Genomic DNA, 24,633 nt, shown 5'->3' with positions numbered 1-24,633 from the left:
TTTATGATTTTAAAATTTACCTACAAAATTAGGTTTATCTATACGGCAATCAAAAATGGAATTTGAAAAGCTAACAAACTGATGTTCCTAAGCCGAACAATATCTGATTGCTAACGTAGTGCCCGTTCGTCTTTCCAACCTTTATCCGTCAGAACCAATACAGCCGCACGACGTTGAGGTTCCTGCATAGACTTCCACCAGTTTTCATCGGTAGTTTTCAATAATTTTTCAGCCCATTTCTCAGGTACCAGTTTTGCATCATAAACTACCTTGGAAATAGTCATTCCATTTGCTGGGGTAGGTTCAGTAAAGAGCACAATTTTATCTACTTTTTGTGTTCCAAGGCACAGCATACTTCCCTGAGCTGTATTTTGCACATTGTCCTCACCTTTACTTGTACGGTAATACACTGCCTGCGGTATATCTTTTCCGCCATTAACAACCAGAGTTGCATCCTTACCTTTTTCATACAAGTCTGCATCAGTTAAAATATCCATTTGCTTTAAAGCAGTTTTATTAACTTTATCGCCATCACTATTTTTTCTGGCAATACGTATTTCTTTATTACCAAGTGCAACCGTATTATTCATACCTCCCTGAGCATTATCCAGCATCAGATTAACCGCCAGACAAACTTTATCATTTTTAGCAAAATCATCTATCGCCTCAGTGAAATTGTGATTACTCGCCTCTTGCTTACCTCCGCAGGCAGCCAGTAACAGGCTAACGGCTAATACACTGATTTTTTTCATCCCGGTATTCCTTATAAAATAAAATCTATACTGATTAAAGCATACTGCCAATATGCCGGATTAGCAACGCAAGCAGTTTACCTTCACTGGTCAGAAACAATTTAAAACGCTCAATCGACATAAAACCAACACTTTAAGCAAATATAAGCAAAACGGTATAATAACAGCTTATTTCCGCAAACAGGCTTTCATCAATGAGTATACAAATTTATGGTATCAGTCAGTGCAATACTGTCAAAAAAGCCCGCAAATGGCTGGCTGATCAACATATTAACGCTGAATTTATCGATTTTAAGAAAACACCGCCAACATTAACCGATATCCAGTTCTGGCTTACACAAGTACCTAAAGAAACATTAATTAACCGTAAAGGTACAACATGGCGGAAATTAAGTAACAATGAACAGACAATTGCTTTAAGTAATGATGATGAAGCCATTCGCCTAATGATAAACCACCCCTCAGTGATTAAAAGACCAGTTCTGGTAAAAAATCAATTAATATTGGTTGGTTTTGATCCGCAACGCTATACTGAATTTTTTGCCTGATACTTCCAGATACAAACCATGAACAACACAACAATATTTATTTCTGATTTACATCTTTCTGAACAGACGCCGCCTTTAAATCAGCTATTTGAACGCTGCCTGCAACAATGGCAAGGAAATATCGATGCGTTATACATATTAGGTGATTTTTTTGACGTCTGGATAGGTGACGATGATGATAGTGATTTCATTCGTCATATTAAATCTCAGTTAAAATCTTTTTCTTCTGCGACACCAGTTTTTTTCATTCATGGTAACCGGGATTTCCTGATTGGTGAAAAATTTGCTGCAGAAACCGGAATACAACTACTTACATCACCTCAGCAAATAAACCTTTACGAGCATGAATATATTATTATGCATGGGGATGAATTATGCACTGACGATATTGCATATCAACAATTCCGTGCCCAGTCCCGCAATCCTTTATGGCAAATGGCAGTATTAAGTAAACCTATTGAAGAGCGTCGTTTACTAGCCGGACAAATCCGTCAGATGAGTGAAACACGTAAAAACAATGAGGGTAAAAGTGAGATTTCTGATGTAACAGAACAAGCCATTAATGAACTGATGAGTAGCCATATGCAACCTACTCTGCCTACACTGATTCATGGTCATACCCATCGTCCAGCCGTACATGAATCACAGTTGAACAACCAACCTTTCAAGCGTTATGTCATACAGGACTGGGCTGATAATTACGGCGGCTATCTGGCTGTAGACACAGATGGTGTACATGTACATGAGCTTAAGCTATAAATAGAAAAAATACATCGATACTATTAATGGGAATGCTCCTAGAAGTTAATTATCTCATTATTAACTAGGCAGTCAGATTTCGTATCTGAATACAACGCCAGTAAAATAAAAACCGAAAAGATTAAAAATTCTTTTCGGTTTTTATTTATTATTTTTCATTCCCAAATACCCTGATTTATCCGGGTAATAGCATATCATTATTAAATCACCCACTATATTCAGAGATTTTAAAATAAAAACCGTGTCTACTAAGCGTAAACACGGTTGATACTAGTTTTAAAAAAATTATTTACTTGCCGCGCATTAAATCAAAAAAGTCGGCATTATTTTTAGACTGCTTGAGCTTATCAATGATAAATTCCATTGCTTCAATATCATCCATTGGATGCAAGAATTTCCGCAGCAGCCACATTTTTTGTAAATGCTCATTAGAAACCAGCAATTCTTCACGGCGAGTACCTGAACGATTGATATTAATTGCCGGAAACAGACGTTTTTCAGCCATACGCCGATCCAGATGCAATTCCATATTGCCCGTTCCCTTGAACTCCTCATAAATTACATCATCCATACGGCTACCAGTTTCCACCAGAGCAGTTGCGATAATGGTCAGTGAACCGCCTTCTTCCACATTACGGGCTGCGCCGAAGAATCGCTTTGGACGATGCAGTGCATTTGCATCAATACCGCCAGTTAAAATTTTACCGGATGCAGGAATAACTGTGTTGTAAGCACGCGCCAGACGTGTAATTGAATCAAGCAGAATGATTACATCTTTTTTGTGTTCTACCAGACGCTTGGCTTTTTCAATCACCATTTCAGCCACTTGTACATGGCGGGTAGCCGGCTCATCAAAAGTAGAAGATACTACCTCACCCCGTACTGAACGGGTCATTTCCGTAACTTCTTCAGGACGCTCATCAATCAGCAGAACAATCAGTTCAGCTTCAGGATAATTAGCTGTAATCGCATGTGCGATATTCTGCAGCATCACTGTTTTACCAGATTTCGGCGGAGCTACCAGCAAAGCGCGCTGACCAAATCCGATAGGTGCAATCAGATCAATTGCACGTCCGGTAAGATTTTCTCCGGAACGAATATCCCGCTCTAGCACAAACTGGCGATCAGGGAATAATGGTGTCAGATTTTCAAACAGGATTTTATGTTTGCATACATCCGGATCGTCTCCGTTAATCTTATCCAGACGAACCAGCGCAAAATAGCGTTCATTGTCTTTAGGTACACGTACACTGCCTTCAATCGTGTCACCAGTATGCAGATTGAAACGCCGTATCTGACTCGGACTGACGTAAATATCATCAGGGCCTGCCAGATAAGATGTATCCATGCTACGCAAAAAGCCAAAGCCATCAGGCAGAATTTCCAGCGTACCGGAACAGGTAAACGCTTCTCCCTGCTTCATTTTAATGCGCACAATAGCAAACACCAGATCCTGTTTGCGCAAACGATTGGCATTTTCAATACCAAACTCTTCAGCTATGCCCAGTAATTCAGACACATGTAGATTTTGTAATTCAGAAACGTGCATAAAGATATAAATGAACTTATTTATTAGAATCGAAGATAAAATGAGTCAGAAAACTCATAATAATTCCAGTTACCAGTCTTTAAGTTGCAAAATACTTGCCAAAGACAGGTAAGGTTTTTATTGAAAGTTGATTTGGTTTAATTCTGCCACAAAAGACATTAATAAAAGATTTTTCAGAAGTGACATCTTCTTATGAAGAGCAATTCTAATCTTCAAACCACATAATGTCAAGTTATTATCAACTTTCAATAACACTTGTATGAAGCATACCCTTAAAATTTAATTCTGACATCAGAAAATCCATATAGCATAAAAAGTTATAATTGTATTTTTTAGTTTGTATCAGGAATTAACCGAACCGAACAACAATTCAGGTTAATATAAATTTCTTATTGTTATATTAATCACTAATTTTTAACTATAAACTGTTATTCAGGCCGGATTATAACCGCATTATTAAAATTAGTATAATAATGTAAATAGAAAAAGAATATATCAGAAAGACAACAGTTACAGATAGATTATATATTCAAAGAACTGAATTTCCAGATATCAAACAATAGCAAACAACCAGTAAAACAGCAGATAAGAAAATGCTTTTCTGCTGATGACTGCTATAATTGTCTCTCCTTTAAATACTAAAAGAGAAATTATGAAACACTTGTCTTTAACTACTCTGGGAATCACTACTGCACTGGTTTTATCGGCCTGTAACTTTGCTGATAATGGGTATAAAAATAACAGCAGTGAGCCGGTAGCAGCTTCAACTGCACCTTCGGCTACCCGAAACCCGCAGCGTGCAGGAGAGGAGTTTCTGGCCAAAAATAAAAATGTTTCCGGTGTAAAAACCACTACATCAGGTTTGCAGTACAAAGTTAATCATGAGGGATCCGGTAAAAAACCTAAAGCCACTGATATGGTGACGGTTCAATATGAAGGTCGGTTAATCGACGGGACTATTTTTGATAGCACAGCTCAGCGTAATAATGAGCCGGTTACATTTCCGCTTAATGGCGTGATTCCCGGATGGACTGAAGGATTGCAGCTTATGTCAGAAGGTAGTGACTACACATTCTATATACCAGCCCGACTTGCTTATGGCGAACATAGCCCGACAAGTGCCATTCCTGCTAACAGTGTTCTGATATTTGATGTGAAGCTGATTAAAGTTGGAAAGTAAATCTGATTGTAGGCATAATTAATGAAAAAGCACTCAGTAGACTGAGTGCTTTTAAAATCTGGCTCCCCGACCAGGGCTCGAACCTGGGACCTGCGGATTAACAGTCCGTCGCTCTACCGACTGAGCTATCAGGGAATGAGGCGAGATTATAGCGACTGTAATTTTACTGTCAAGCTTTTTAAACAACTTTATGATTACAAGTTGATTAAATTATTAATTACACAATAATAATATTTTAGTAAGCAGTTTTATTTCAAATTATTCAGCCTGTTCATTCTGACCTAGAATCATAGTTCCGACACCTTTATCAGTGAAAATTTCCAGCAAGAGAGCATGTGGAACACGTCCGTCAATAATATGAGTATTGTGAACGCCATGCATAGCAGCCTGCAAAGTCGCATTAATTTTAGGCAGCATACCATTTTGTAAAGTACCATCAACAATTAATGCATTGATATCAGATGGCGTAAGGCGACTTAATAATTGATTGTTTTTATCCAGCACACCAATTGTGTTGGTCAGCATAATCAGTTTTTCAGCCTTCAGACTTTCTGCCAGCTTACCGGCTACCATATCTGCATTGATATTAAATGCTTCACCATGTTCACCTACTCCAACAGGTGCCACTACAGGAATATAACCATGTTCCACCATTTCCTGAATCAGAGCTGTATCGATTTCTTCAACTTCACCTACCTGTCCGATATCCTGCTTTTCATTATCAGAAGTGGTAAGAAACAATTTTTTGGCCTTGATAAAATGATTGTCGCGGCCGGTAATTCCGACTGCATGCCCTCCATGCAGGTTAAGTAAAGATGTAATTTCCTTATTAACACAACCACCAAGCACCATTTCAACAATATCCATGGTCTCGCTGTCAGTCACCCGCATACCCTGAATAAATTGATTTTCTTTCCCTACTTTCTGTAACAGCTCATTAATTTGCGGCCCGCCCCCGTGTACAATAATCGGATGAATTCCCACCAGTTTGAGCAATACGACATCTTTAGCAAAACTTTCTTTCAATTGCGGATCAGTCATTGCATTACCGCCATACTTAATTACCATTGTCACACCGGAAAATCGCCGGATATATGGTAGCGCCTCGGCTAAAATATTAGCTTTTGTTTTAGCCTCAATAGCATTAATGTTCGTGAAGATGTCTGTGCTCATTATTTATCCCTGCCTAATTAAACTGATTATTTTTCTACGGTTAAGTTTATCTTTAGTTATGATAAAATAAAACCATAATTTGTTATTTAATGTTTGTTTAAAATTTTAAGCAATAATAAGTACAAATTGAAAAATAAATGAAAAATATACTTGATTGAAAAAGCAGTCTAAAAATTATCGAAATAATAAAACAGTATTTATAGTTATAAGTTCTGCGTTATCAGTAACCCGATATTTAGATTCATTTAAAACACATTTGAAAATTTAATCAAATTTGACCATACATGCGCCTGTACTGAAAAAAGTTGCCAGAATTGCCTGTGCTGCAACCTGATCCAGTATTTGTTTACGCTTTTTCCCAAAAACTAAAGCTTCATTCAGCAAACTTTCGGCGACTACAGATGTCCAGCGCTCATCTACCCAGTATACCGGTAAATTAAAACGACCATGTAAACGGTTACCAAAACGGCGACAAAGAGCAGTAGCTTCATCGTCCTCACCATCTGCATGAGTGGGAAGACCTACTACAAGCACCTGTGGCCGCCATTCATTTATTAAAGTTTTAATACGGCTAAAATACTGTTCATTACTGATAACAGTAATAGTTTCCAACGGATGTACACTCGCCAGCTCAGCTTCACCGACGGCTACTCCTATCCGTGCGCTTCCGAAATCAAATCCGAGTACAGTGCCACGCTTTAGGGGAGAAGGGATTGATTCAGGCATGGCCCACCAATACGCTCAGATTGGCAATATCAATATTTAATAACTGCAAAGCAGCTTTGTAACGTTGCTTATAAGGCATATCAAATAAAATCTGGTTATCTGCAGGCACGGTTATCCAGCTATTATTTGCCAGCTCCTGCTCCAGTTGTCCGGCAGACCAGCTGGAATAACCAATAGTAGCTACAGCTTTATCAACTTCATTTTCCTGCGTAAGCCCCAGAATAATATCGCGAGAAGTAGTCATGGCTATATCGTCAGTTACCAGCAAACTGCTTTCCCATGAACCTGTCGGAGTATGTACCAGAAATCCGCGGTCTACTTGAACCGGACCGCCCATCAGAACATTTTGTCCGTGAAAACGTTCCGGTGTAGGGGTTTTAGCAGAATCAAACAGTAAATCCATCATAATCGGTGATGGTTTATTTACAATGATACCCATAGCACCGTCTGCACTATGTTCACACAGATAAATCACGCTTTCTTTAAAAAACGGGTCTTCCATTGACGGCATAGCAATCAGAAAATGATTGGCCAGAGAGAATCCGGACGGAGCGTTTTGTTGTGCAGCCATATTGTGCTTATCCATGAAAATGATGTCAGACTATATAAATTAATTTGTCGTTAAATTGGGTCTGTTTTACAGTTTCTCAAGCGTATGCTTTTCGCTATAATTCTATCTTACTCCGAACCGGATTGTTTTATCCGGTTTTTAAAATTTTATCAAAACAGCTAATACTGGCAGACTGAGTCAAAGACAGCCATCACAGAAAGGTCAATTGTGTCATTAATTAAACCTGTTGTGCTTTTAATTCTGGATGGTTTCGGCCATCGTGCCGAAGGAAATGACAATGCAATTTTACTGGCGCATACTCCTTATATCGATAACTATCGTCAGCACTATGCTTATGGCACGATAGATGCTTCAGAACGAATGGTCGGATTGCCTGTTGGTCAGTTTGGCAATTCAGAAGTGGGTCACCTGAATATTGGTGCAGGCAGAGTTGTACCTCAGGATATTACCCGAATCGATATGGCTATTGAAGACCATACTCTTGAACAAAATCCGGTTTTGCAACAGGCATGGAATAATCCGAATCATACTGTACATCTGCTGGGCTTATTTTCTGATGGTGGTGTGCATAGCCATATAGAACATTTTTTTGCAGTTATAGATGCCGCACTAGCTGCCGGCATGCAAAAAATTGTTGTCCATCCATTTCTTGATGGGCGTGATACACCGCCGCAAAGTGCCCGTCCCTATCTGCAACGCCTGCAACAATATATGCAACAGCATTCTCAGATATTATGCGGTGCCCTTGTCGGACGTTTTTTTGCCATGGACAGGGACAATCGATGGGATCGCGTTGAAGCTGCTTATAATGCCTTATTCGGAGATGCGCCCTACCAGGCTGATTCCCCTGTTACTGCATTAGAGGCTGCTTATGTCCGTGGCGAGCAGGATGAATTTGTCAAACCTACCATTGTCAGCCCGCAGGCAAGGCTGCTAGATGGTGATGCCATTCTGTTTCTCAACTTCCGCGCTGATCGCGCACGTGAATTAACTCAAGCTCTTACTTTTGCTGATTTCGATGGATTTAAACGCAAGTATCGTGTACAACCGGGCTATTTTGCCACTATCACTGCTTACGGGACACAATTCAGCAATCCGGTAATGTTCGAAAAACAACCTGTAAATAATGGTTTGGGAGAATTTTTGGCCGGACAGGGTCTTAGCCAGCTCCGCATAGCGGAAACAGAAAAATACCCGCACGTAACTTATTTTTTCAGCGGTGGTCGGGAAGAACCTTATATTGGTGAAGAAAGGATTATGATTCCTTCACCCAAAGTGACTACATATGATTTACAGCCAGAAATGAGTGCTGTCGGCATTACTGAACAAATTATTGATAGTCTGAAACATCATCGCCATGATGTTATTATTTGTAACTTTGCCAATGGTGATATGGTTGGACATACCGGTTCACTTGACGCCGCTATAAAAGCAGTAGAAACACTAGATAGTTGTATTGCACAGGTTGTTGAAACAACACTTTCTGTAGGCGGAGAAGTGATTATTACTGCCGATCACGGTAACTGTGAACACATGTATGATGAAAAAAATCAGCAACCTCACACACAACATACAGTTGAACCGGTCCCATTTATCTATATAGGGCGTAAGGCTACAATCCGTTCAGGCGGAGCGCTTAAAGATGTAGCGCCTTCTCTTTTAACTGCTCTGGGACTGACTCCGCCTGCAGAAATGACGGGGCAGAACCTGATTGAATTCACAGATAAATAATGAAATCTTTATTCTGTCTCATTCTGATATGGTGCAGTACCCTTTTCTCTTTGGCTATCGCTGCCAATAATCAGAAAATCCAACAGCCAACTGGTGAACTGAAACAGGTTCACCAGGCTATTTCAGCAACACAAAACCAGATCAGTAAAACTACGGTTGAACAGAAAAAAATTGATGCCTCAATGGCTGCAACAGACCAGCAGCTTAATCAGGCAAAAAATGAGCTTCACCGCATTCAGCAACAGCAACAGACCAGTATGCGGCAGTTACAAACCCTGCAAACCAATCTGGATAAAACCCGTACCCAGATTGCAGAAACTCAGACCCAGATAGCCCGTTTACTTAACGCACATTACCGTAACCGTCAGCCGAACAGCGTATATTTGATGCTAATAAAGGATCGCTCCGACCAAAAAGGGCGCTTGTTACAATATATCCGTTATTTAAATGAAGCCAATGAGCAGGTCATTCAACGTTTACGTGAACAACAATCGCGGATGAATGCACAGCAACAGGCTATCAATATTCAGCAACAACAACTTTCTTCGCTACAAAAAAAACAACAGCAGCTTATTAACAAACTGCGTAATGAACATACTATTCAGCAAAGCAAATCCAGTGTATTAAACCAACAATTACAAGTACAGAATAAGCAATTACAATCATTAAAGGCTGATGAAAAACGATTGAACAATCTTTTAAGCCGTCTTTCTGCTCAGGCAACAATGCGTCGTCTGGCTCAGACTCAGCCTAAACCTCCTAAACAAACCATCAAACCGAAAAACACAGGTCAGCCACAAATTACTCCAAGTAACGATGCTGGTAACAATGATACAGACAGCACCAGACCGCCTTCTACCTTAACTGCAGAAGATTTAGCTTTACAGGCTACAGAAAATATTAAAACACCGCTTATTAAAGGTCTTGCACAGAAACAGGGACGCCTTCCCCGACCGGTTAACGGCAGCATATCAGGAAAATTTGGAGAAAACAGACCAAATGGCGGTATCTGGAAAGGATTGTTTTTTTCATGTAACAATGCGGCTGTGCACAGCATTTCTAATGGTAATGTGGTCTATGCTGCTTTTTTACAAGGTTACGGCAATACCGTTATCATTGATCACGGTGAAGGTTATATCAGCATTTACACAGGCTTGTCCTCCGTCAATGTTTCTGCCGGTAGCATTCTTAGCTCTGGTCAAACCATTGGTATAAGTGGTAAATTACCGGACGGTCAGAACGGACTTTATTTTGAAATTCGTTATCATAATCAGGCAATGAATCCATTATCATGGTTGCGTTAACACATATTATGCTTTGCTATTACTTTCAATAATTTTATAGTGTACACTCTGACCGATTTTGAATTTTCATCATAACCTGCTATAAACAGGTTATTGATATCCTGAATTAATGTCGTTATAAGAAAGAACAATAGTAATAATGGCTAAATCTAGATTAAAAAAAGCTGCTTTATATACACTGGGTGCTTTCAGCGGTGTCATTCTCACTTTAAGCATACAGAGTTATGCCAATGAGAAATCCGAGGCTTTACCGGTACAATCTCTGCATACCATGGCGGAAGTTTATGGACAAATTAAAGCCAATTATGTTGAGAATAAAACTGACGATACTATTCTTGAAGGTGCCATGAAAGGGATGGTCAATAATCTTGACCCGCATTCTGAATATCTGACTGTTAAAGATTACTCAGATTTACAGGAAAGCACTACAGGTGAATTTGGCGGCCTCGGTATGGAAATCAGCTCTGAAGACGGGCTGATAAAAATTGTGGCACCTATAGAAGACACGCCTGCTGATCGTGCCGGCATCAAAAGCGGTGACTACATCGTTAAAATTGACAGCGAATCAACTCGCAACATGACCACTACCGAAGCTGTAAAAAGAATGCGAGGTAAACCGGGAACCAGTATAACTCTGACTTTAGCTCGTAAAGATGAAGCACAGCCAATTGTATTACATCTGACAAGAGCAATTATTAAAGTTAAAAGTGTACGTTACAAACTTCTGGAACCTGATTACGGTTACGTGCGCATTACTCAGTTTCAGGAACATACTGTAAGTCTGCTGGCTGATGCTATTAAAGATTTGGAAAAACAGAACAAACAGCCTTTGAAAGGTCTGGTACTCGACTTACGCGATGATCCGGGTGGTCTGTTAAACAGTGCTGTTGGTGTATCCGCAGTATTCCTGAAACCGGGAGTAAAAGTTGTCAGCACGAAAAACCGTGATAAAAAAGAAGGTATGGTATTAAAAGCTATTCCTAAAGATTATGTAGTTAAAGGCAATGATCCGCTGGTAAATATGCCTGAAGAAATTAAAACCATACCGATTACAGTTTTAGTAAATTCAGGTACCGCTTCTGCTTCTGAAATTGTCTCCGGTGCGCTTCAAGACTATAAACGTGCTGTAATTGTAGGTACACAAAGCTTTGGCAAAGGTTCGGTACAAACAGTAATTCCTCTATCAAATGGTGGTGCGGTTAAACTGACAACTGCGCTGTATTACACTCCTAATGACCGATCAATACAGGCACAGGGTATCGTTCCTGATGTTGAAGTAAAAGATAAAAACCGAAAATTTGAAAGCCGCGAAGCTGATCTTGGCGGACATCTGAGTAACCCGTTAGGTGGTAAGGAGGTAAAAGGAGGATTAGAAGGCAGTCAGAAAAAAACCACTTCTCCGGCTTTTGCCAGTGAACCTGTAAATCAGCTTAACGAAGATTCGGATAAAGACAGTACCAAGGAAGTTAAAACTGGTAAAGACGAAAATCAAACCAATAAAGGTACAATTACTGCTGATAAAAAAGATAGCAAGAAAAAGGATGAAGAAGACTGGCTGGCGAGACGTGAACCTAACCCAGCAAAAGATGCTCAGTTAAAATCTGCTCTGGATCTGATAAAAGACCCGGTAAAATGGAATCAGTCATTGGGACTGGCTGCTAAAAAACCAGTTAAAACCAATGACAAAAAAGATAAAAAATAAAATTTCATCTTAAAAAACAGATAGCTTAAAGCTATCTGTTTTTTATTAAATGTATTTGATTAATTTGCAAAATCATATAGATAAACTAAAACTTAATTGCTGAGAAAAAGTACCTAATCCATATATGCTTTAATAATATTTAAAAGTACCTGATAATGAATTCAAATCCATATCTTTACACTTTTAAATAAAAAAACTTATAAAATAATTAAAATTCCAACTTACCCAAAAATAATGTTTGCAGAATAGGCTCAATAACAACAAATAAAATTGAATGAATATAAACAATTAACTTTCCACAAACTATTAAATAAAAGTTTTAGTTAAAACCTTAATACTTTTAGGTTGGGAAGTTTCCAATAATGATATTTGCCTAAAAAAGTTAATAAACCACTCCTTTTTTACTTTTCATCTAGTGAATTTTTAGCTCGAACAAAATTTATTTAATATTTAACTCAATTGAATTAACTACTATGATTTGAATAAAAAATTTTAAATTTAAAAATATTAAACAATTTTTTATTTTGCTAGTCATCCATTCAATAATACCGGTGTTTCAAAGTTAGTTGACAGTCATTTATTTGCAAAAAGGATTACAGCTAATGACGAATAACAAACAATTAGCTCAATATCTATAGACGCAGAAGATATAACCCGCTATGAAAACGATTTTATGACTTATTGGCACTTTATTATCATTCTCTAATACTTACTTATCGTATTAATTTTACATAATATAAAAGTTTAATTAAGCAAAACTAAAAATCTTTAAATAAATCATTTATATATGAAATTTCTATATTTATTAATCAAAAAATAAAGGCTGCTAATTTTATTAGCAGCCTTTATTTTACAAACCGGAAAATTTATTTTTTCAGTTCTTTAGCCAGATATAACCAAGTTTCAATTACGGTATCGGGATTCAGAGAGATAGTCTCAATTCCCTCCTCAATCAACCATTTAGCGAAATCAGCATGATCAGACGGCCCTTGACCGCAAATACCAATATATTTATTTAATTTACGGCAAGCCTGAATTGCCAGACTGAACATCACTTTAACAGCTGGGTCACGTTCATCAAAAGTACCTGCGATCGGACCACCACTATCGCGATCCACACCCAGTGTTAACTGAGTCATATCATTTGAACCAATAGAGAATCCATCAAAGTATTTCAGGAACTGTTCGGCCAGTACTGCATTGGTTGGCAGTTCACACATCATAATCAGGCGCAGACCATTTTTACCACGTTCCAGTCCGTTGTCTTTCAATGCGCGTACGACATTTTCAGCCTCTTTCAATGTACGTACAAATGGAATCATGATTTCAACATTAGTCAATCCCATTTCATCACGCACATATTTCAGTGCTTTACACTCAAGCGCAAAGCAATCTTTGAAATCATCAGAAACATAACGGGCTGCACCGCGGAAACCCAGCATCGGATTTTCTTCATGAGGCTCGTATTTATTACCACCTAAAAGATTGGCATATTCATTTGACTTAAAGTCAGACATACGCACAATTACTTTTTTCGGATACACAGAAGCTGCCAGTGTTGCCACACCCTCAGCAATTTTATCAATATAAAAATCTACCGGAGATGAATAGCCGGAAATTCTGTCAGTAATGGTGGCTTTCATCTGTTCATCCTGCTGATCAAATTCCAGCAAAGCACGAGGATGAATACCAATCTGGCGGTTAATAATAAATTCCATTCGTGCCAGACCAATACCATAGCCCGGTAAACCAGAGAAGCTGAATGCCAACTCAGGATTACCTACATTCATCATGATTTTGGCTGGTGATTCAGGCATATTATCTAAAGGTATTTCATTGACATCAACTTTCAGTAAACCCTCATATACATAGCCCGTATCCCCTTCGGCACAGGACACCGTTACTTCCTGACCATCCTGCAAAGCAGAAGTTGCATTACCACAGCCAACCACTGCCGGAATACCCAGTTCACGCGCAATAATGGCTGCGTGACAAGTACGTCCGCCACGATTGGTAATAATTGCAGAGGCACGTTTCATAACCGGTTCCCAGTCCGGATCGGTCATATCAGTAACCAGTACGTCACCTGGCAACACTTTATCCATTTCATCAACAGATTTGACCAGACGCACTTTACCTTGACCGACTTTCTGACCGATGGCGCGACCCTCTACCAGAATGGCAGATTTGTCATTAATCTGATAGCGACGCAGTACACGGCTGTTATTTTCCTGTGATTTCACAGTTTCAGGACGAGCCTGCAAGATATACAGTTTACCATCAATACCATCACGACCCCATTCAATATCCATCGGACGGCCATAATGTTCTTCAATAGTCAGTGCATACTGAGCCAGCTCAGTAATTTCTTCGGCACTGATTGAGAATTTTTTGCGGTCAGCAACATCAACATCTACTGTCTGTACAGATTTACCTGCCTGAGCCGCATCAGTGAAAACCATTTTAATCAGTTTAGAACCCATGGTTTTACGCAGAATCGCAGGACGACCGGCACGCAGAGTTGGTTTATGTACATAGAATTCATCCGGATTTACTGCACCCTGTACAACAGTCTCACCCAGACCATAGGATGATGTAATGAATACAACCTGATCAAAACCAGATTCTGTATCCATGGTGAACATCACCCCGGAGGCGCCTTTATCAGAACGCACCATCCGCTGAACACCGGCAGACAGAGCCACTACATCATGAGCAAAATTCTTGTGCACACGGTAGGAAATGGCGCGATCGTTATACAAAGAAGCAAATACATGATGCATAGCTTCTTTAACATTATCATAACCGCTTATATTCAGAAATGTTTCCTGCTGACCGGCAAAAGAGGCATCAGGTAAATCTTCGGCAGTCGCAGAAGAGCGTACAGCCACGCAAATCTGGTCAGTACCGGCATCAGCTACCATTTTTTCCCATGCTGCCTGTAAATCTGCTTCCAGTTCAGGCGGAAATGGGGTGTCCATGATCCATTGACGGATCTGTTTACCTACCCGAGCCAGTTCGGCAACATTATCTACATCCAGTGCCTTTAGCTCGTTATTGATACGTTCACTCAAACCTTCGTAAGCAAGAAAATTGCGATAGGCTTCGGCAGTGGTAGCAAAACCACCGGGTACACGCACACCTTTTTCGGTGAGCTGTGAAATCATCTCGCCAAGAGATGCATTTTTGCCGCCGACGCTTTCAACATCAGTCATGCGCAGATTTTCAAACCAGATTACGTTATTACCGGCCATGATGGTTATCCAGTGAGGAGTGGGAAAGTTGAAGACGACCTATTCTAACTAGTCAGGTATAAAATGTCATGTATTTTTGGCTATTTATCCGCCCATAATTGAGGATAATTTATCCCTAATCAAACACTATTCAAATACAAATCCTTGATACCTTAAGTATTTTAATTACATTTTCAATTATTTAGATTAAAATATCAATTTATACATTTTTTTAGCAATTTTAATCTAAAATTATCTTTTTTATTCAATAAAACATTAATTTTATTGCTTAAATTTTATATATTCAGTCTATTTTTATTTTTTTAGTATCAATGTTGAAAAAAAACCAATATTTTACGCAGGAACTGGAAGAAACTTCATTTACAATGGATAATTCATAAAGTCACATCCCTTTTTAACTCTGAATTATGTAGATTGATTATGAAACCAGTACGCCAAGTCTTTTTTGTTTCTGACCGAACGGGTATCACCGCCGAAAGTATGGGTCTTGCTTTATTGAACCAGTTTGACAATATAGAATTCAAGCGTGCTACTTATCCATTTGTAGATACAGAAACAAAAGCTCGTGAGATTGTTGCTTTAATTAATAATGCAGCAAACCACTGTGAAGCGCGTCCGCTGGTTTTTTCTAGCATCGTTGATGAAAATGTCCGTAAACTGATTAAAACCAGTGCAGGGCTGCATATGAGTTTTTATGATGCATTTATTGGTGAGCTGGAAGATGAACTTGCCACAGAAGCAAATCATTCCATTGGCAGAACCCATGGAATGCACGATACTGAACGCTATGATAAGAGAATGGAAGCAATCAATTTTACTCTTAATCATGATGATGGAATTACTGATCGCGAATTGAAAAAAGCTGATGTGATTCTGATGGGCGTTTCTCGCAGCGGTAAAACGCCTACTTGTCTTTATCTGGCATTGCAGTATGGAATTCGTGCTGCAAATTATCCTCTTATTCCAGAAGATCTGGAAAGCAGTGAATTACCTAGAATGCTGCAACCATTCCGGCAAAAATTATATGGGCTAACCATAGATGCAGACCGTCTGCACCATATTCGTTCGGAGCGTCGTCCTGATTCCCGTTATGCCAGTCGTGATAATTGCCGACGTGAGATTTTAACCGCCGAAGATATGTTCCGCCGTTTTAATATTCCATATACCCATACAACTCATAAATCTATTGAAGAACTGGCTGCAAGTATTATTTTAGCGGCAAAATTACAACGGCGGTTTTAGGTTGTTTCGTTATAAAGTTTTGCCCTGAATAAATTCAGGGCCTTTATTTTAACTTGCAATCATGATTTGTATTTATCTTGTATCAGTAATAGACGAATAAATTAAGCAGCTTTAATATTAAATCAATCTTTGAACGCGTGAATATTATTATCTAAACACATGGCATATTTTTTATATACTATCCAAGGTAACTGTACTATATCTAAATTTCCAAATTAAAATATGTCCAACTATTCAGATAACATCCGGAAGTGCTGAGACTATTATCCTGTGGTCAGACACATGGATAATAGTGTTGCAATGATATACTTTAGATTATTATTCTCTTGCTTTAATGACGTAATCAATAAAGCATGCTTATTTGTATTTCTTAATTACATTCTATAATTAATATTCATTTAACATAATCGTTAACATCAGTAATTATTACTTAGTCAGTAAATTTTCACGCCAGCAAAAACAACGAATAATCATGGCCTCAATATAATAATGATATTTTTAATTTAATTCTAAAAATTTATTTTTATTATGTGTTTAGATTAATATCTTTTGTTACCAATAAATCGAATTATTATCAATTTAAGTTAAGTTTTCTTGCCATTTTGTTTTTCTCATGGGATTATGAATCATAAAAATCAAAATTGTTTTAACTATTAATCCTTTGAGACAATTTTATGCAGCCGCGTCCAATCATAGGTATACCATGTGATGTAAAGCAGATAGGTAAGTGGAATTTTCACGCTGTCGGTGAAAAATACATTCATGCGGTTCAGGACAGTGTCGGTGATGTTATTTTACTTCCGGTACTGTCTGATCAGGAAGTTTTAACTCGCCTGCTCAAATTGGTTGATGGTGTTTTTTTACCCGGTTCTTATTCAAATATAGACCCGAAATGGTATGGTGAAATATCGGCACGAGAGGGAATGTTACAGGATGCTGCCCGTGACCATACTGTTTTACCGCTAATTAAATATATTATTGATAGTGGTATACCACTTCTGGGTGTTTGCCGCGGTTTGCAGGAAATCAATGTAGCACTTGGTGGTGACCTTCACCAGCATATACAGGAAATACCCGGTTATCTGGATCATCGTGAACCCGATAATCAGCCAATTGAAATTCAATATGGCGATGCGCATGCGGTTAATCTGAAAACAGACAGTTTATTGATGCTGTGGCTGGCAACAGACCACAAACAGTATCAGGTCAATTCTTTACATCAGCAAGGAGTAAAAACGTTAGCACCCGGGCTTAGCATAGAAGCAACTGCTCCAGATGGTCTTATTGAAGCATTCAGGATTGATGCAGCGTCAATATTTGGCTATGCAGTGCAGTGGCATCCCGAATGGCAATATGGGAGTAAGCCGCTTTCTATCGCTATTTTTAAAGCTTTTCGTGAAGCATGTATGCAATATAAATTGCACAGGCAAAAGGAATCATTTTAAGGTGACTTATGTATGATGACATATTTAACTGGCTTAAAGAACATGGTATCACTGAAGTAGAATGTATTTTACCGGACATTACAGGTGTGGCTCGCGGTAAAATTATTCCGAAAGATAAATTTATATCTGAACCGGATATGCGACTACCCGAGGCAGTATTATTGCAAACAGTAACCGGAGAATATCCACAATCCAGCCTTCTGGATGAAACAGATGCGGATATGGAGTTAAAGCCAGACCAGACTACTCTGCGCTTTGTTCCCTGGGCTCAGGATCCGACAGCATCACTGATATTTGATTGCTTCTCTCCTGACGGTTTACCGGTTGAAACTGCGCCGCGCAATGTACTCAAACGCATATTAAAATTGTATGAAAATATGGGGCTGGAACCCATCGTTGCTCCGGAAATGGAATTCTATCTGATTTCACCCAACCCCGATCCGGATGTCCCCCTGCAACCTCCGATCGGCCGTACCGGACGCAGTGAATTCGGACGACGGTCTTATGCTGTAGATGCAGTAAATGAATTTGACCCTCTGTTTGAAGAAATTTACGACTACTGCCATGAACAAAACCTTGAAGTTGATACGCTGATTCATGAAATTGGTGCAGCACAGATGGAAATCAATTTCCTGCATGGTAATGCTCTGGATTTAGCCGATCAGGTATTTTTATTCAAACGCACAGTACGTGAATCTGCCTTTCATCATAAAATGTATGCCACTTTTATGGCTAAGCCTATGGAAGGAGAACCGGGCAGTGCCATGCATATCCATCAGAGTTTGAACAACGTAGAGAATGGTAATAATGCATTCAGCAGTGATGATGGCACTCCTTCAGAACTATTTTTTCATTTTATTGGCGGCCTGCAAAAATACCTGCCGCAAACCATGCCCTTTTTTGCTCCGTATGTTAATTCTTTCCGCCGGCTGACCCGGTTTACAGCTGCACCCACTAATGTTGAATGGGGTTATGACAATCGCACTGTAGGTTTACGTGTCCCGCGTGCTAAAGCCAAAGGAAGACGGATTGAAAACCGGCTGGCCGGAGTAGATGTGAATCCTTATATGGCGATTGCCTGCTCACTGGCTTGTGGTTATCTGGGAATTAAAGAACAGCTACAACCGCGTGCTCCGCTGAGCAGTAATGCGTATTCATTACCTTATCAGTTCCCTACTACACTGGAAGAATCAATAGAACGTTTACGCCAGTGTGAACCAATTCATGAAATACTGGGTCAGCGCTTTGTTGAAATGTACATTGCCGTAAAAGAGCAGGAAGTTTCAGAATATTTTCGTGTTATCAGCCCTTGGGAGCGCAAATATCTGTTATTGCATGTCTGAAACCATCTCAATAGCATATTTCAACTGTTATTCTTGTACTTGTACATTGAATGATTGCTTATAACATTTTAAAACAAAGGAGTTTTTATGAGTAATAAAACCGATGTGAGACTGGCTGTAAAACATCATTTACATCCATTTTCCGATAATGCTGAGCTTAAAAAGCACGGTGTACGCATGATGGTTAAAGCAAAAGGCATTTATGTATATGATAGTGACGGCAATGAAATCATTGACGGTATGGCCGGGTTGTGGTGTGTCAATATTGGATACGGAGAAAAAAAACTGGCTAAAATTGCCGAGAAACAAATGCAAGTGCTGCCGTTTTACAATACTTTCTTCAAAACAACCCATCCTGCAATCATTAAATTATCGGAAAAACTGGTTGAAATCACACCGGAGGGATTTAACCATGTGTTTTATACCAACTCCGGTTCTGAGTCGGTTGATACCATGATACGTATGGTGCGCCATTATTGGGCCTCTGTCGGCAAACCTTCTAAAAAAGTGATCATTGGTCGCTGGAACGGCTATCACGGCTCTACCTTAGGCGGAGCAAGTCTGGGTGGTATGAAAGGCATGCATGAGCAGGGTGATTTACCAATTGCCAATATAGTTCATATAGAACAACCCTGGTATTACGGCTTAGCCAAAACTGGCGAAAGTGAAGAAGAATTCGGTATTCGTGCTGCAAACTGGCTTGAAGAAAAAATTCTTTCACTGGGTGCGGATAAAATTGCAGCGTTTGTTGCAGAACCGATTCAGGGTGCTGGCGGAGTGATCATTCCTCCTGCAAGTTATTGGCCGCGAATTGAAGCTATTTGTAAAAAATATGACGTACTACTGGTAGCTGATGAAGTAATTTGCGGCTATGGGCGCACTGGCAAATGGTTTGGATTCGAAACTTTTGGTTTCACGCCAGATATTTTTACGACAGCTAAAGGGCTGTCTTCCGGCTATTTACCGATCGGGGCAGTTCTGGTCAATGACAAAGTAACAGAAGGTTTGCTGGCTGGGGGTGAGTTTAATCATGGCTTTACTTACAGCGGGCATCCGGTTTCAGCCGCAGTTGCCTGTGCGAACCTGAATATAATCGATAAAAAGAATCTGATTGAAAAGGTACGTACCAAAACAGGTCCTTATATGCGTAAGCGCTGGCAGGAAACATTCAGTCAGTTTAAATATGTTGCTGATATTCGCAGTGAAGGATTGATGTGTGGTTTTACACTGGTAAAAAACCGTGATACTCGCGAGTTCTTTGATGATTTCGGCACTACAGGTTTGATTTGCCGGGATATCTTTTTTAAGAACAATCTGATTTTCCGTGCCTGTGGTGACCATATCGTAGCGGCTCCTCCGCTAATTATTTCCAAAAAGGAGATAGATAATATGCTGGCAATCGCCAGTGTGTGCATGCGTGAATTTGAGGAACTTATGGACAAAAAGCTGGACTGTAATACAGATAAGGCTGCCTGAAACTGATTAAATAAAAACCTGAGTGATAGCTCAGGTTTTTGTTTATTTTAGAGAGTGAATTTATCGCTCTTATTCTATGCTTTTCAAAGCAACCGATGGTGCCGGATTCAGTAATATATTTGCATTCTGCGCAGTTAAAGTGAGCGGTACAGTTCGCTTGACCAGTACCAGCCCGTAAATAGCTGCCAGATGCGGCCACCAGCGATTACCCATATACTCTATAGCCTTGTGACTATCACCGTAACAGGCCGGAATACCATAACCCATAAACTGGCCTTCTTCCAGAAACAGACCAAAGCGTTGCATCTTATCAACAGCCGTACGGGCAGATAGTAACTTTAAAGCAGAATGGCCTTTCAGACTGCTCTGATAAAACAGGCGCCAATATCCATGAATATTTAAGCCGGTCATTACAAGATGCCCACCGGGTACCAGAATACGGGCTATTTCAGCTATAGATTCTTCATGATCGGATAAAGTATCCAGACCATGAGGCCAGATAATGGTATCTATACTTTGCTGAGCCCAGGGTAAGGCCTTACATTCAGCAATAACTGCCGTACCACGACCGGCTATATTACTTTGTACAATATACTGGGAATCAGCTGCAAAAACATGCCGGAACTGCCATTGTGATATACCGCATTGTAATATGGTACCAAAACGCAACCCTGTTAATTTATGCAGGATAAACTGCTGCTCCAGCCGGCTTAAATAGAGACCAAATTTATGTTCGGCCAGCCAGTTTTCCAATTGCTGAGTATTCATTTAAACACCATTATGTACCATATTAAATCTAAGCTGCAGACTATTGAATTATTTTATTGCATTTACATCATTACTGTAAAAATAGGGATTTATCCTTGACCGTTAAGAACTTCCTCTTTAATATTAATAGGATTTTGCACAAATTTTACGGTTAAACGAATGGCTAAATTGAAGCATATGGTACTGGCACTTACTGGCCTGATACTTGCTCCCTCATTATCATTTGCCCAATCTTACACCAGTAATGGCATTGGCTTATCAATAATGAATCTGAATGCGGCTACCCTGAAAGGAAAAACGTATTCTAATCATGATATCTGGGGACGCATGCGTCAGGATTTCCGTATGACAGAGGTTAATCCTGAAATTATTCGCCGGCAGGAGCAGTATTATTCAAGCCACAGCGATTACTTTAACCGTACGGTTGTGCGCAGCCAGCCTTATTTATATCACATTGTAAATGAAGCAGAAAAACGCCAGATGCCGGCTGAAGTGGCTTTACTGCCGTTTATTGAGAGTGCTTTCGTCAGCAAGGCTCAGTCGCGGGTAGGAGCTTCCGGTCTGTGGCAGTTTATGCCCAGTAGTGGTCGACAGTACGGATTGGAACAGACTAATCTCTATGATGGTCGTCACGACGTATATGCAGCGACCGATGCTGCTTTAACTTATCTGCAATATCTTTATAGCCTGTTTGGTGACTGGTCACTGGCTCTTGCGGCCTATAACTGGGGTGAGGGTAATGTTGGTAAGGCCATTAAACGTGCTCAGCTTGCGGGTATAGATCCTACCTATGAAAATCTGCGCATGCCAAATGAGACCCGCAATTATGTGCCGAAATTGCTGGCTGTGCGGAATATTATCGAAAATCCGCAAGCCTTTGGTATTAATCTGGTTTCTGTGCCGAACCGTCCTTACTTTGAAGCAATCAGCATTGATCAGCCAATTGATATTGATGCAGCTGCCCGACTGGCGAATATTTCGACTTCAGAATTTCTAACCCTTAATCCAAGTTTCAAGAGTCCGGTTTTTATTCCTAAAGAAAATCGTAAAATGTTGCTGCCTATTACCGCAGTAAATACTTTTGAACGCAATTACCGCAACGCAGATAAAAATACTCTGCTTTCATGGAATATCTTTAAAGCATATTCAACCACCAATGTAGCTGATTTAGCTGCACAAACTGGAATGAGCAGTGCAGAAATCAAGCGGCTGAATAATTTGTCCAGCAATACTGTACCAGCCGGTCGCAGCCTGCTTATCAGTAAAAATAGTTTGAACACTCAGCTTATGGATTCTTTCAGCAACAGTGATACAGATCCATTACTGAATATTGCTATGGCAAAACCAGTATTACCTCCGGGCACGTTTGTGACTCATCCGGCAGCAACTACTGTTGCTCAGGCTGATAAAGTTACTGATACCGGCAATGCATCTGTACCAGCTCTTACTGAAACAGTTACAACCACAACATCCACTGTACTGAATACTGACCAGCCGTCACCGGTCAATACAACAGTACAAACCCAAACCATAACCGTGGCTGAAAACGCAGCAACCCCGTCTGAATTGCCTGCTCCTGTTGCAACCAATAAGGATGCACTGATGCAGGTTGCACAGGATGCGCAATTACAGGCAGCTGCTGCGGCTTCTGTTCAAAAAGCACTGGCACAGGCTGAACGTGAAGAAGCTCAGACTGCTGCTCGTCTGGCAGAAAACCGTAATGAACGCTCTTTACGCAATATCATCAACGTTGCGGACAAACGCAGTAATATTGCTCATAAAGTGAATAAGGGTGATACATTGTATTCAATTGCCCAGCGCTATAATATTAATGTAGCTGATCTGGTTACTGCCAATAATCTGCGCGGTCATAATCTGCAGGTTGGTCAGGTACTGAAAATTAGCCCGAATCAGGATAATAAACAGATGCTGGCTGCTGTACGTAAAGGTAAAGACTCTAAATCCAGTGTAGTTCCTGTTTCATACACGGTAAAAAAAGGCGATACGCTTAGCAGCATAGCTCAGCGCCTGAATATTCCTGTAAGTAAATTGCAAAAAGTACATGGGAAACAAGTATTACGTCCCGGTCAGAAAATTAAGCTGACCAATCTGTAGCTTTACAGCATATCATTGCAATTAATTCAAAAAGGTTAGTGTACATTCACTAACCTTTTATTTTTAGCTATATAAATTTAATTCTTTTTTGGAATAAATATACAGGTAGTTGCCGCTCCGATAACCATAACTATTCCGGCAAAAACCTGTATATTTACCGTTTCATTCAATAACAGAATGGCCGTTATTACTCCGAAAACCGGTTCCATAGCCAGAAATATCCCGCTCACACTGGCAGAAACATTTTCCAGCCCTTTATTCCAGCACCATGCAGCCACCAGACTGCATCCTATACCCAGATAAGCTATAGCACCAATACCCTGAAAAGAATAATGAATATCCCAGTTTTCAACTAGAAACAGCATAAACGGCAAACCAAATACAGTACCAGTTTGCAACGTTAAGGCTGTATATATCTTAACATTTATTTTGCGTAGTAACTTTTGTGACAAACGTATCCAGAAAGCCATGACAATAGTTGAAGTAAATACCAGCGAGGCTCCCAACAATGCAGTATTACCACTGGCTTTTTCTGGTTTACCTACTACCAGCAGCACTCCTATAAAAGCCACAATGCCCAGTATAAATACCAGTAATGGTGTTTTTTCGCGAAAAAAAATCAGACCCACCAGTACTATAATAATTGGTTCCATACCAATAATGGTGACCGCATTGACCGCAGGAATAAGTTTCAAACCTGTAACCTGTAACAGATAAGTTACAGGATATGTCAGCAATCCTAGTCCGATAATTTTGATCAGTTGTACTTTGGAAATAACATTATGGTTTTTAAAATAGCTCCACGTGATGGGTAAGGTAACTACTGCTGCCAATATCAGCCTGCCGAGTACCACAAGTGACGGATCCAGCATGTCATAAGCCATTTTTGTAGCAATAAACGAGCTACCCCACATAAATGAAGCAATTAAGAGATAAAGCATAATTTCAAACTAAACAAACTAAAAATTCTGCGCACTGACTCGTTTTAAATACAT

19 protein-coding genes and 1 tRNA gene are annotated in these 24,633 nt (G+C 39.7%); 11 read left to right on the top strand and 9 right to left on the bottom strand.

Annotated elements, in window-relative coordinates; genetic code table 11:
• Positions 1-110 precede the first annotated feature (110 nt).
• The gene (locus GYX91_RS05075; RefSeq protein WP_084554245.1) at positions 111-752 is read right to left on the bottom strand and encodes a hypothetical protein; all 642 of its coding nucleotides are present in this window, start codon (positions 750-752) and stop codon (positions 111-113) included.
• Between the two features lie 194 nt (positions 753-946).
• Between GYX91_RS05075 and GYX91_RS05070 the strand changes: the two genes are divergently transcribed.
• Positions 947-1,300, top strand: a complete 354-nt coding sequence (locus GYX91_RS05070; RefSeq protein ID WP_037393418.1) for a Spx/MgsR family RNA polymerase-binding regulatory protein — start codon at positions 947-949, stop codon at positions 1,298-1,300.
• Positions 1,301-1,318: 18 nt separating this feature from the next.
• Positions 1,319-2,059 (top strand): UDP-2,3-diacylglucosamine diphosphatase, encoded by a 741-nt coding sequence (locus tag GYX91_RS05065; protein ID WP_174830095.1) that lies wholly within the window; start codon positions 1,319-1,321, stop codon positions 2,057-2,059.
• A gap of 289 nt (positions 2,060-2,348) precedes the next feature.
• Here the strand turns inward: GYX91_RS05065 and rho are convergent, their stop codons facing one another.
• On the bottom strand, positions 2,349-3,608 hold the full coding sequence (rho, locus tag GYX91_RS05060) for a transcription termination factor Rho (protein WP_025330651.1): 1,260 nt from the start codon (positions 3,606-3,608) through the stop codon (positions 2,349-2,351).
• Between the two features lie 607 nt (positions 3,609-4,215).
• On the opposite strand from rho, the gene GYX91_RS05055 reads away from it, so the two are divergent.
• A complete protein-coding gene (locus GYX91_RS05055) occupies positions 4,216-4,788 on the top strand; it encodes an FKBP-type peptidyl-prolyl cis-trans isomerase (protein ID WP_025330650.1) in 573 nt (190 codons plus the stop codon).
• A gap of 59 nt (positions 4,789-4,847) precedes the next feature.
• On the opposite strand, the gene GYX91_RS05050 is transcribed toward GYX91_RS05055, so the two are convergent.
• The 4 genes from GYX91_RS05050 to GYX91_RS05035 form a co-directional block, all read right to left on the bottom strand.
• Positions 4,848-4,923, bottom strand: a tRNA-Asn gene (locus tag GYX91_RS05050).
• A gap of 123 nt (positions 4,924-5,046) precedes the next feature.
• Entirely contained in the window at positions 5,047-5,961 is a 915-nt protein-coding gene (argB, locus tag GYX91_RS05045; protein WP_174830094.1) for an acetylglutamate kinase, read from the bottom strand.
• Between the two features lie 264 nt (positions 5,962-6,225).
• Positions 6,226-6,687, bottom strand: coding sequence for a Holliday junction resolvase RuvX (ruvX, locus tag GYX91_RS05040; RefSeq protein WP_174830093.1), 462 nt, complete (start codon positions 6,685-6,687; stop codon positions 6,226-6,228).
• Complete coding sequence (locus GYX91_RS05035) at positions 6,680-7,258, bottom strand: YqgE/AlgH family protein (RefSeq protein WP_025330647.1); 579 nt, start codon at positions 7,256-7,258, stop codon at positions 6,680-6,682. The genes ruvX and GYX91_RS05035 overlap by 8 nt, the downstream gene beginning before the upstream one ends.
• 207 nt (positions 7,259-7,465) lie before the next feature.
• Between GYX91_RS05035 and gpmI the strand changes: the two genes are divergently transcribed.
• The 3 genes from gpmI to GYX91_RS05020 all read left to right on the top strand — a co-directional run bounded on the left by gpmI (position 7,466) and on the right by GYX91_RS05020 (position 11,995).
• The gene (gpmI, locus tag GYX91_RS05030; RefSeq protein ID WP_174830092.1) at positions 7,466-8,989 is read left to right on the top strand and encodes a 2,3-bisphosphoglycerate-independent phosphoglycerate mutase; all 1,524 of its coding nucleotides are present in this window, start codon (positions 7,466-7,468) and stop codon (positions 8,987-8,989) included.
• The gene (locus GYX91_RS05025; protein ID WP_174830091.1) at positions 8,989-10,293 is read left to right on the top strand and encodes a murein hydrolase activator EnvC; all 1,305 of its coding nucleotides are present in this window, start codon (positions 8,989-8,991) and stop codon (positions 10,291-10,293) included. The genes gpmI and GYX91_RS05025 overlap by 1 nt, the downstream gene beginning before the upstream one ends.
• A 139-nt stretch (positions 10,294-10,432) precedes the next feature.
• On the top strand, positions 10,433-11,995 hold the full coding sequence (locus GYX91_RS05020) for a S41 family peptidase (protein ID WP_174830090.1): 1,563 nt from the start codon (positions 10,433-10,435) through the stop codon (positions 11,993-11,995).
• A gap of 866 nt (positions 11,996-12,861) precedes the next feature.
• On the opposite strand, the gene ppsA is transcribed toward GYX91_RS05020, so the two are convergent.
• Entirely contained in the window at positions 12,862-15,249 is a 2,388-nt protein-coding gene (ppsA, locus tag GYX91_RS05015) for a phosphoenolpyruvate synthase (RefSeq protein ID WP_078475550.1), read from the bottom strand.
• Between the two features lie 420 nt (positions 15,250-15,669).
• Here ppsA and GYX91_RS05010 point away from each other — a divergent pair, with 420 nt between their 5' ends.
• The 4 genes from GYX91_RS05010 to GYX91_RS04995 all read left to right on the top strand — a co-directional run bounded on the left by GYX91_RS05010 (position 15,670) and on the right by GYX91_RS04995 (position 20,755).
• Positions 15,670-16,491 carry a pyruvate, water dikinase regulatory protein gene (locus tag GYX91_RS05010; RefSeq protein WP_174830089.1) on the top strand — a complete coding sequence of 274 codons (822 nt, stop codon included), beginning with the start codon at positions 15,670-15,672 and terminating at the stop codon, positions 16,489-16,491.
• Positions 16,492-17,165: 674 nt separating this feature from the next.
• The gene (locus GYX91_RS05005; protein WP_084586203.1) at positions 17,166-17,936 is read left to right on the top strand and encodes a gamma-glutamyl-gamma-aminobutyrate hydrolase family protein; all 771 of its coding nucleotides are present in this window, start codon (positions 17,166-17,168) and stop codon (positions 17,934-17,936) included.
• A gap of 8 nt (positions 17,937-17,944) precedes the next feature.
• On the top strand, positions 17,945-19,279 hold the full coding sequence (locus tag GYX91_RS05000; protein WP_174830088.1) for a glutamine synthetase family protein: 1,335 nt from the start codon (positions 17,945-17,947) through the stop codon (positions 19,277-19,279).
• 87 nt (positions 19,280-19,366) lie between these two features.
• On the top strand, positions 19,367-20,755 hold the full coding sequence (locus tag GYX91_RS04995; protein ID WP_174830087.1) for an aspartate aminotransferase family protein: 1,389 nt from the start codon (positions 19,367-19,369) through the stop codon (positions 20,753-20,755).
• A gap of 69 nt (positions 20,756-20,824) precedes the next feature.
• On the opposite strand, the gene GYX91_RS04990 is transcribed toward GYX91_RS04995, so the two are convergent.
• Complete coding sequence (locus tag GYX91_RS04990; RefSeq protein WP_174830086.1) at positions 20,825-21,523, bottom strand: class I SAM-dependent methyltransferase; 699 nt, start codon at positions 21,521-21,523, stop codon at positions 20,825-20,827.
• Between the two features lie 159 nt (positions 21,524-21,682).
• On the opposite strand from GYX91_RS04990, the gene GYX91_RS04985 reads away from it, so the two are divergent.
• Positions 21,683-23,638: a LysM peptidoglycan-binding domain-containing protein gene (locus GYX91_RS04985; RefSeq protein WP_174830085.1), complete on the top strand. Its 1,956-nt coding sequence runs from the start codon at positions 21,683-21,685 to the stop codon at positions 23,636-23,638.
• Between the two features lie 77 nt (positions 23,639-23,715).
• Here GYX91_RS04985 and GYX91_RS04980 read toward each other — a convergent pair whose 3' ends face one another.
• The gene (locus tag GYX91_RS04980) at positions 23,716-24,579 is read right to left on the bottom strand and encodes a DMT family transporter (protein ID WP_174830084.1); all 864 of its coding nucleotides are present in this window, start codon (positions 24,577-24,579) and stop codon (positions 23,716-23,718) included.
• Between the last annotated feature and the right edge of the window lie 54 nt (positions 24,580-24,633).

Origin of the sequence: Snodgrassella sp. ESL0304, from assembly GCF_013344995.1 — a bacterium.
Classification (GTDB): domain Bacteria; phylum Pseudomonadota; class Gammaproteobacteria; order Burkholderiales; family Neisseriaceae; genus Snodgrassella; species Snodgrassella alvi.
Note: the sequence above shows the minus strand (reverse complement) of the source record. Positions and strands in the feature narration are given on the sequence as shown.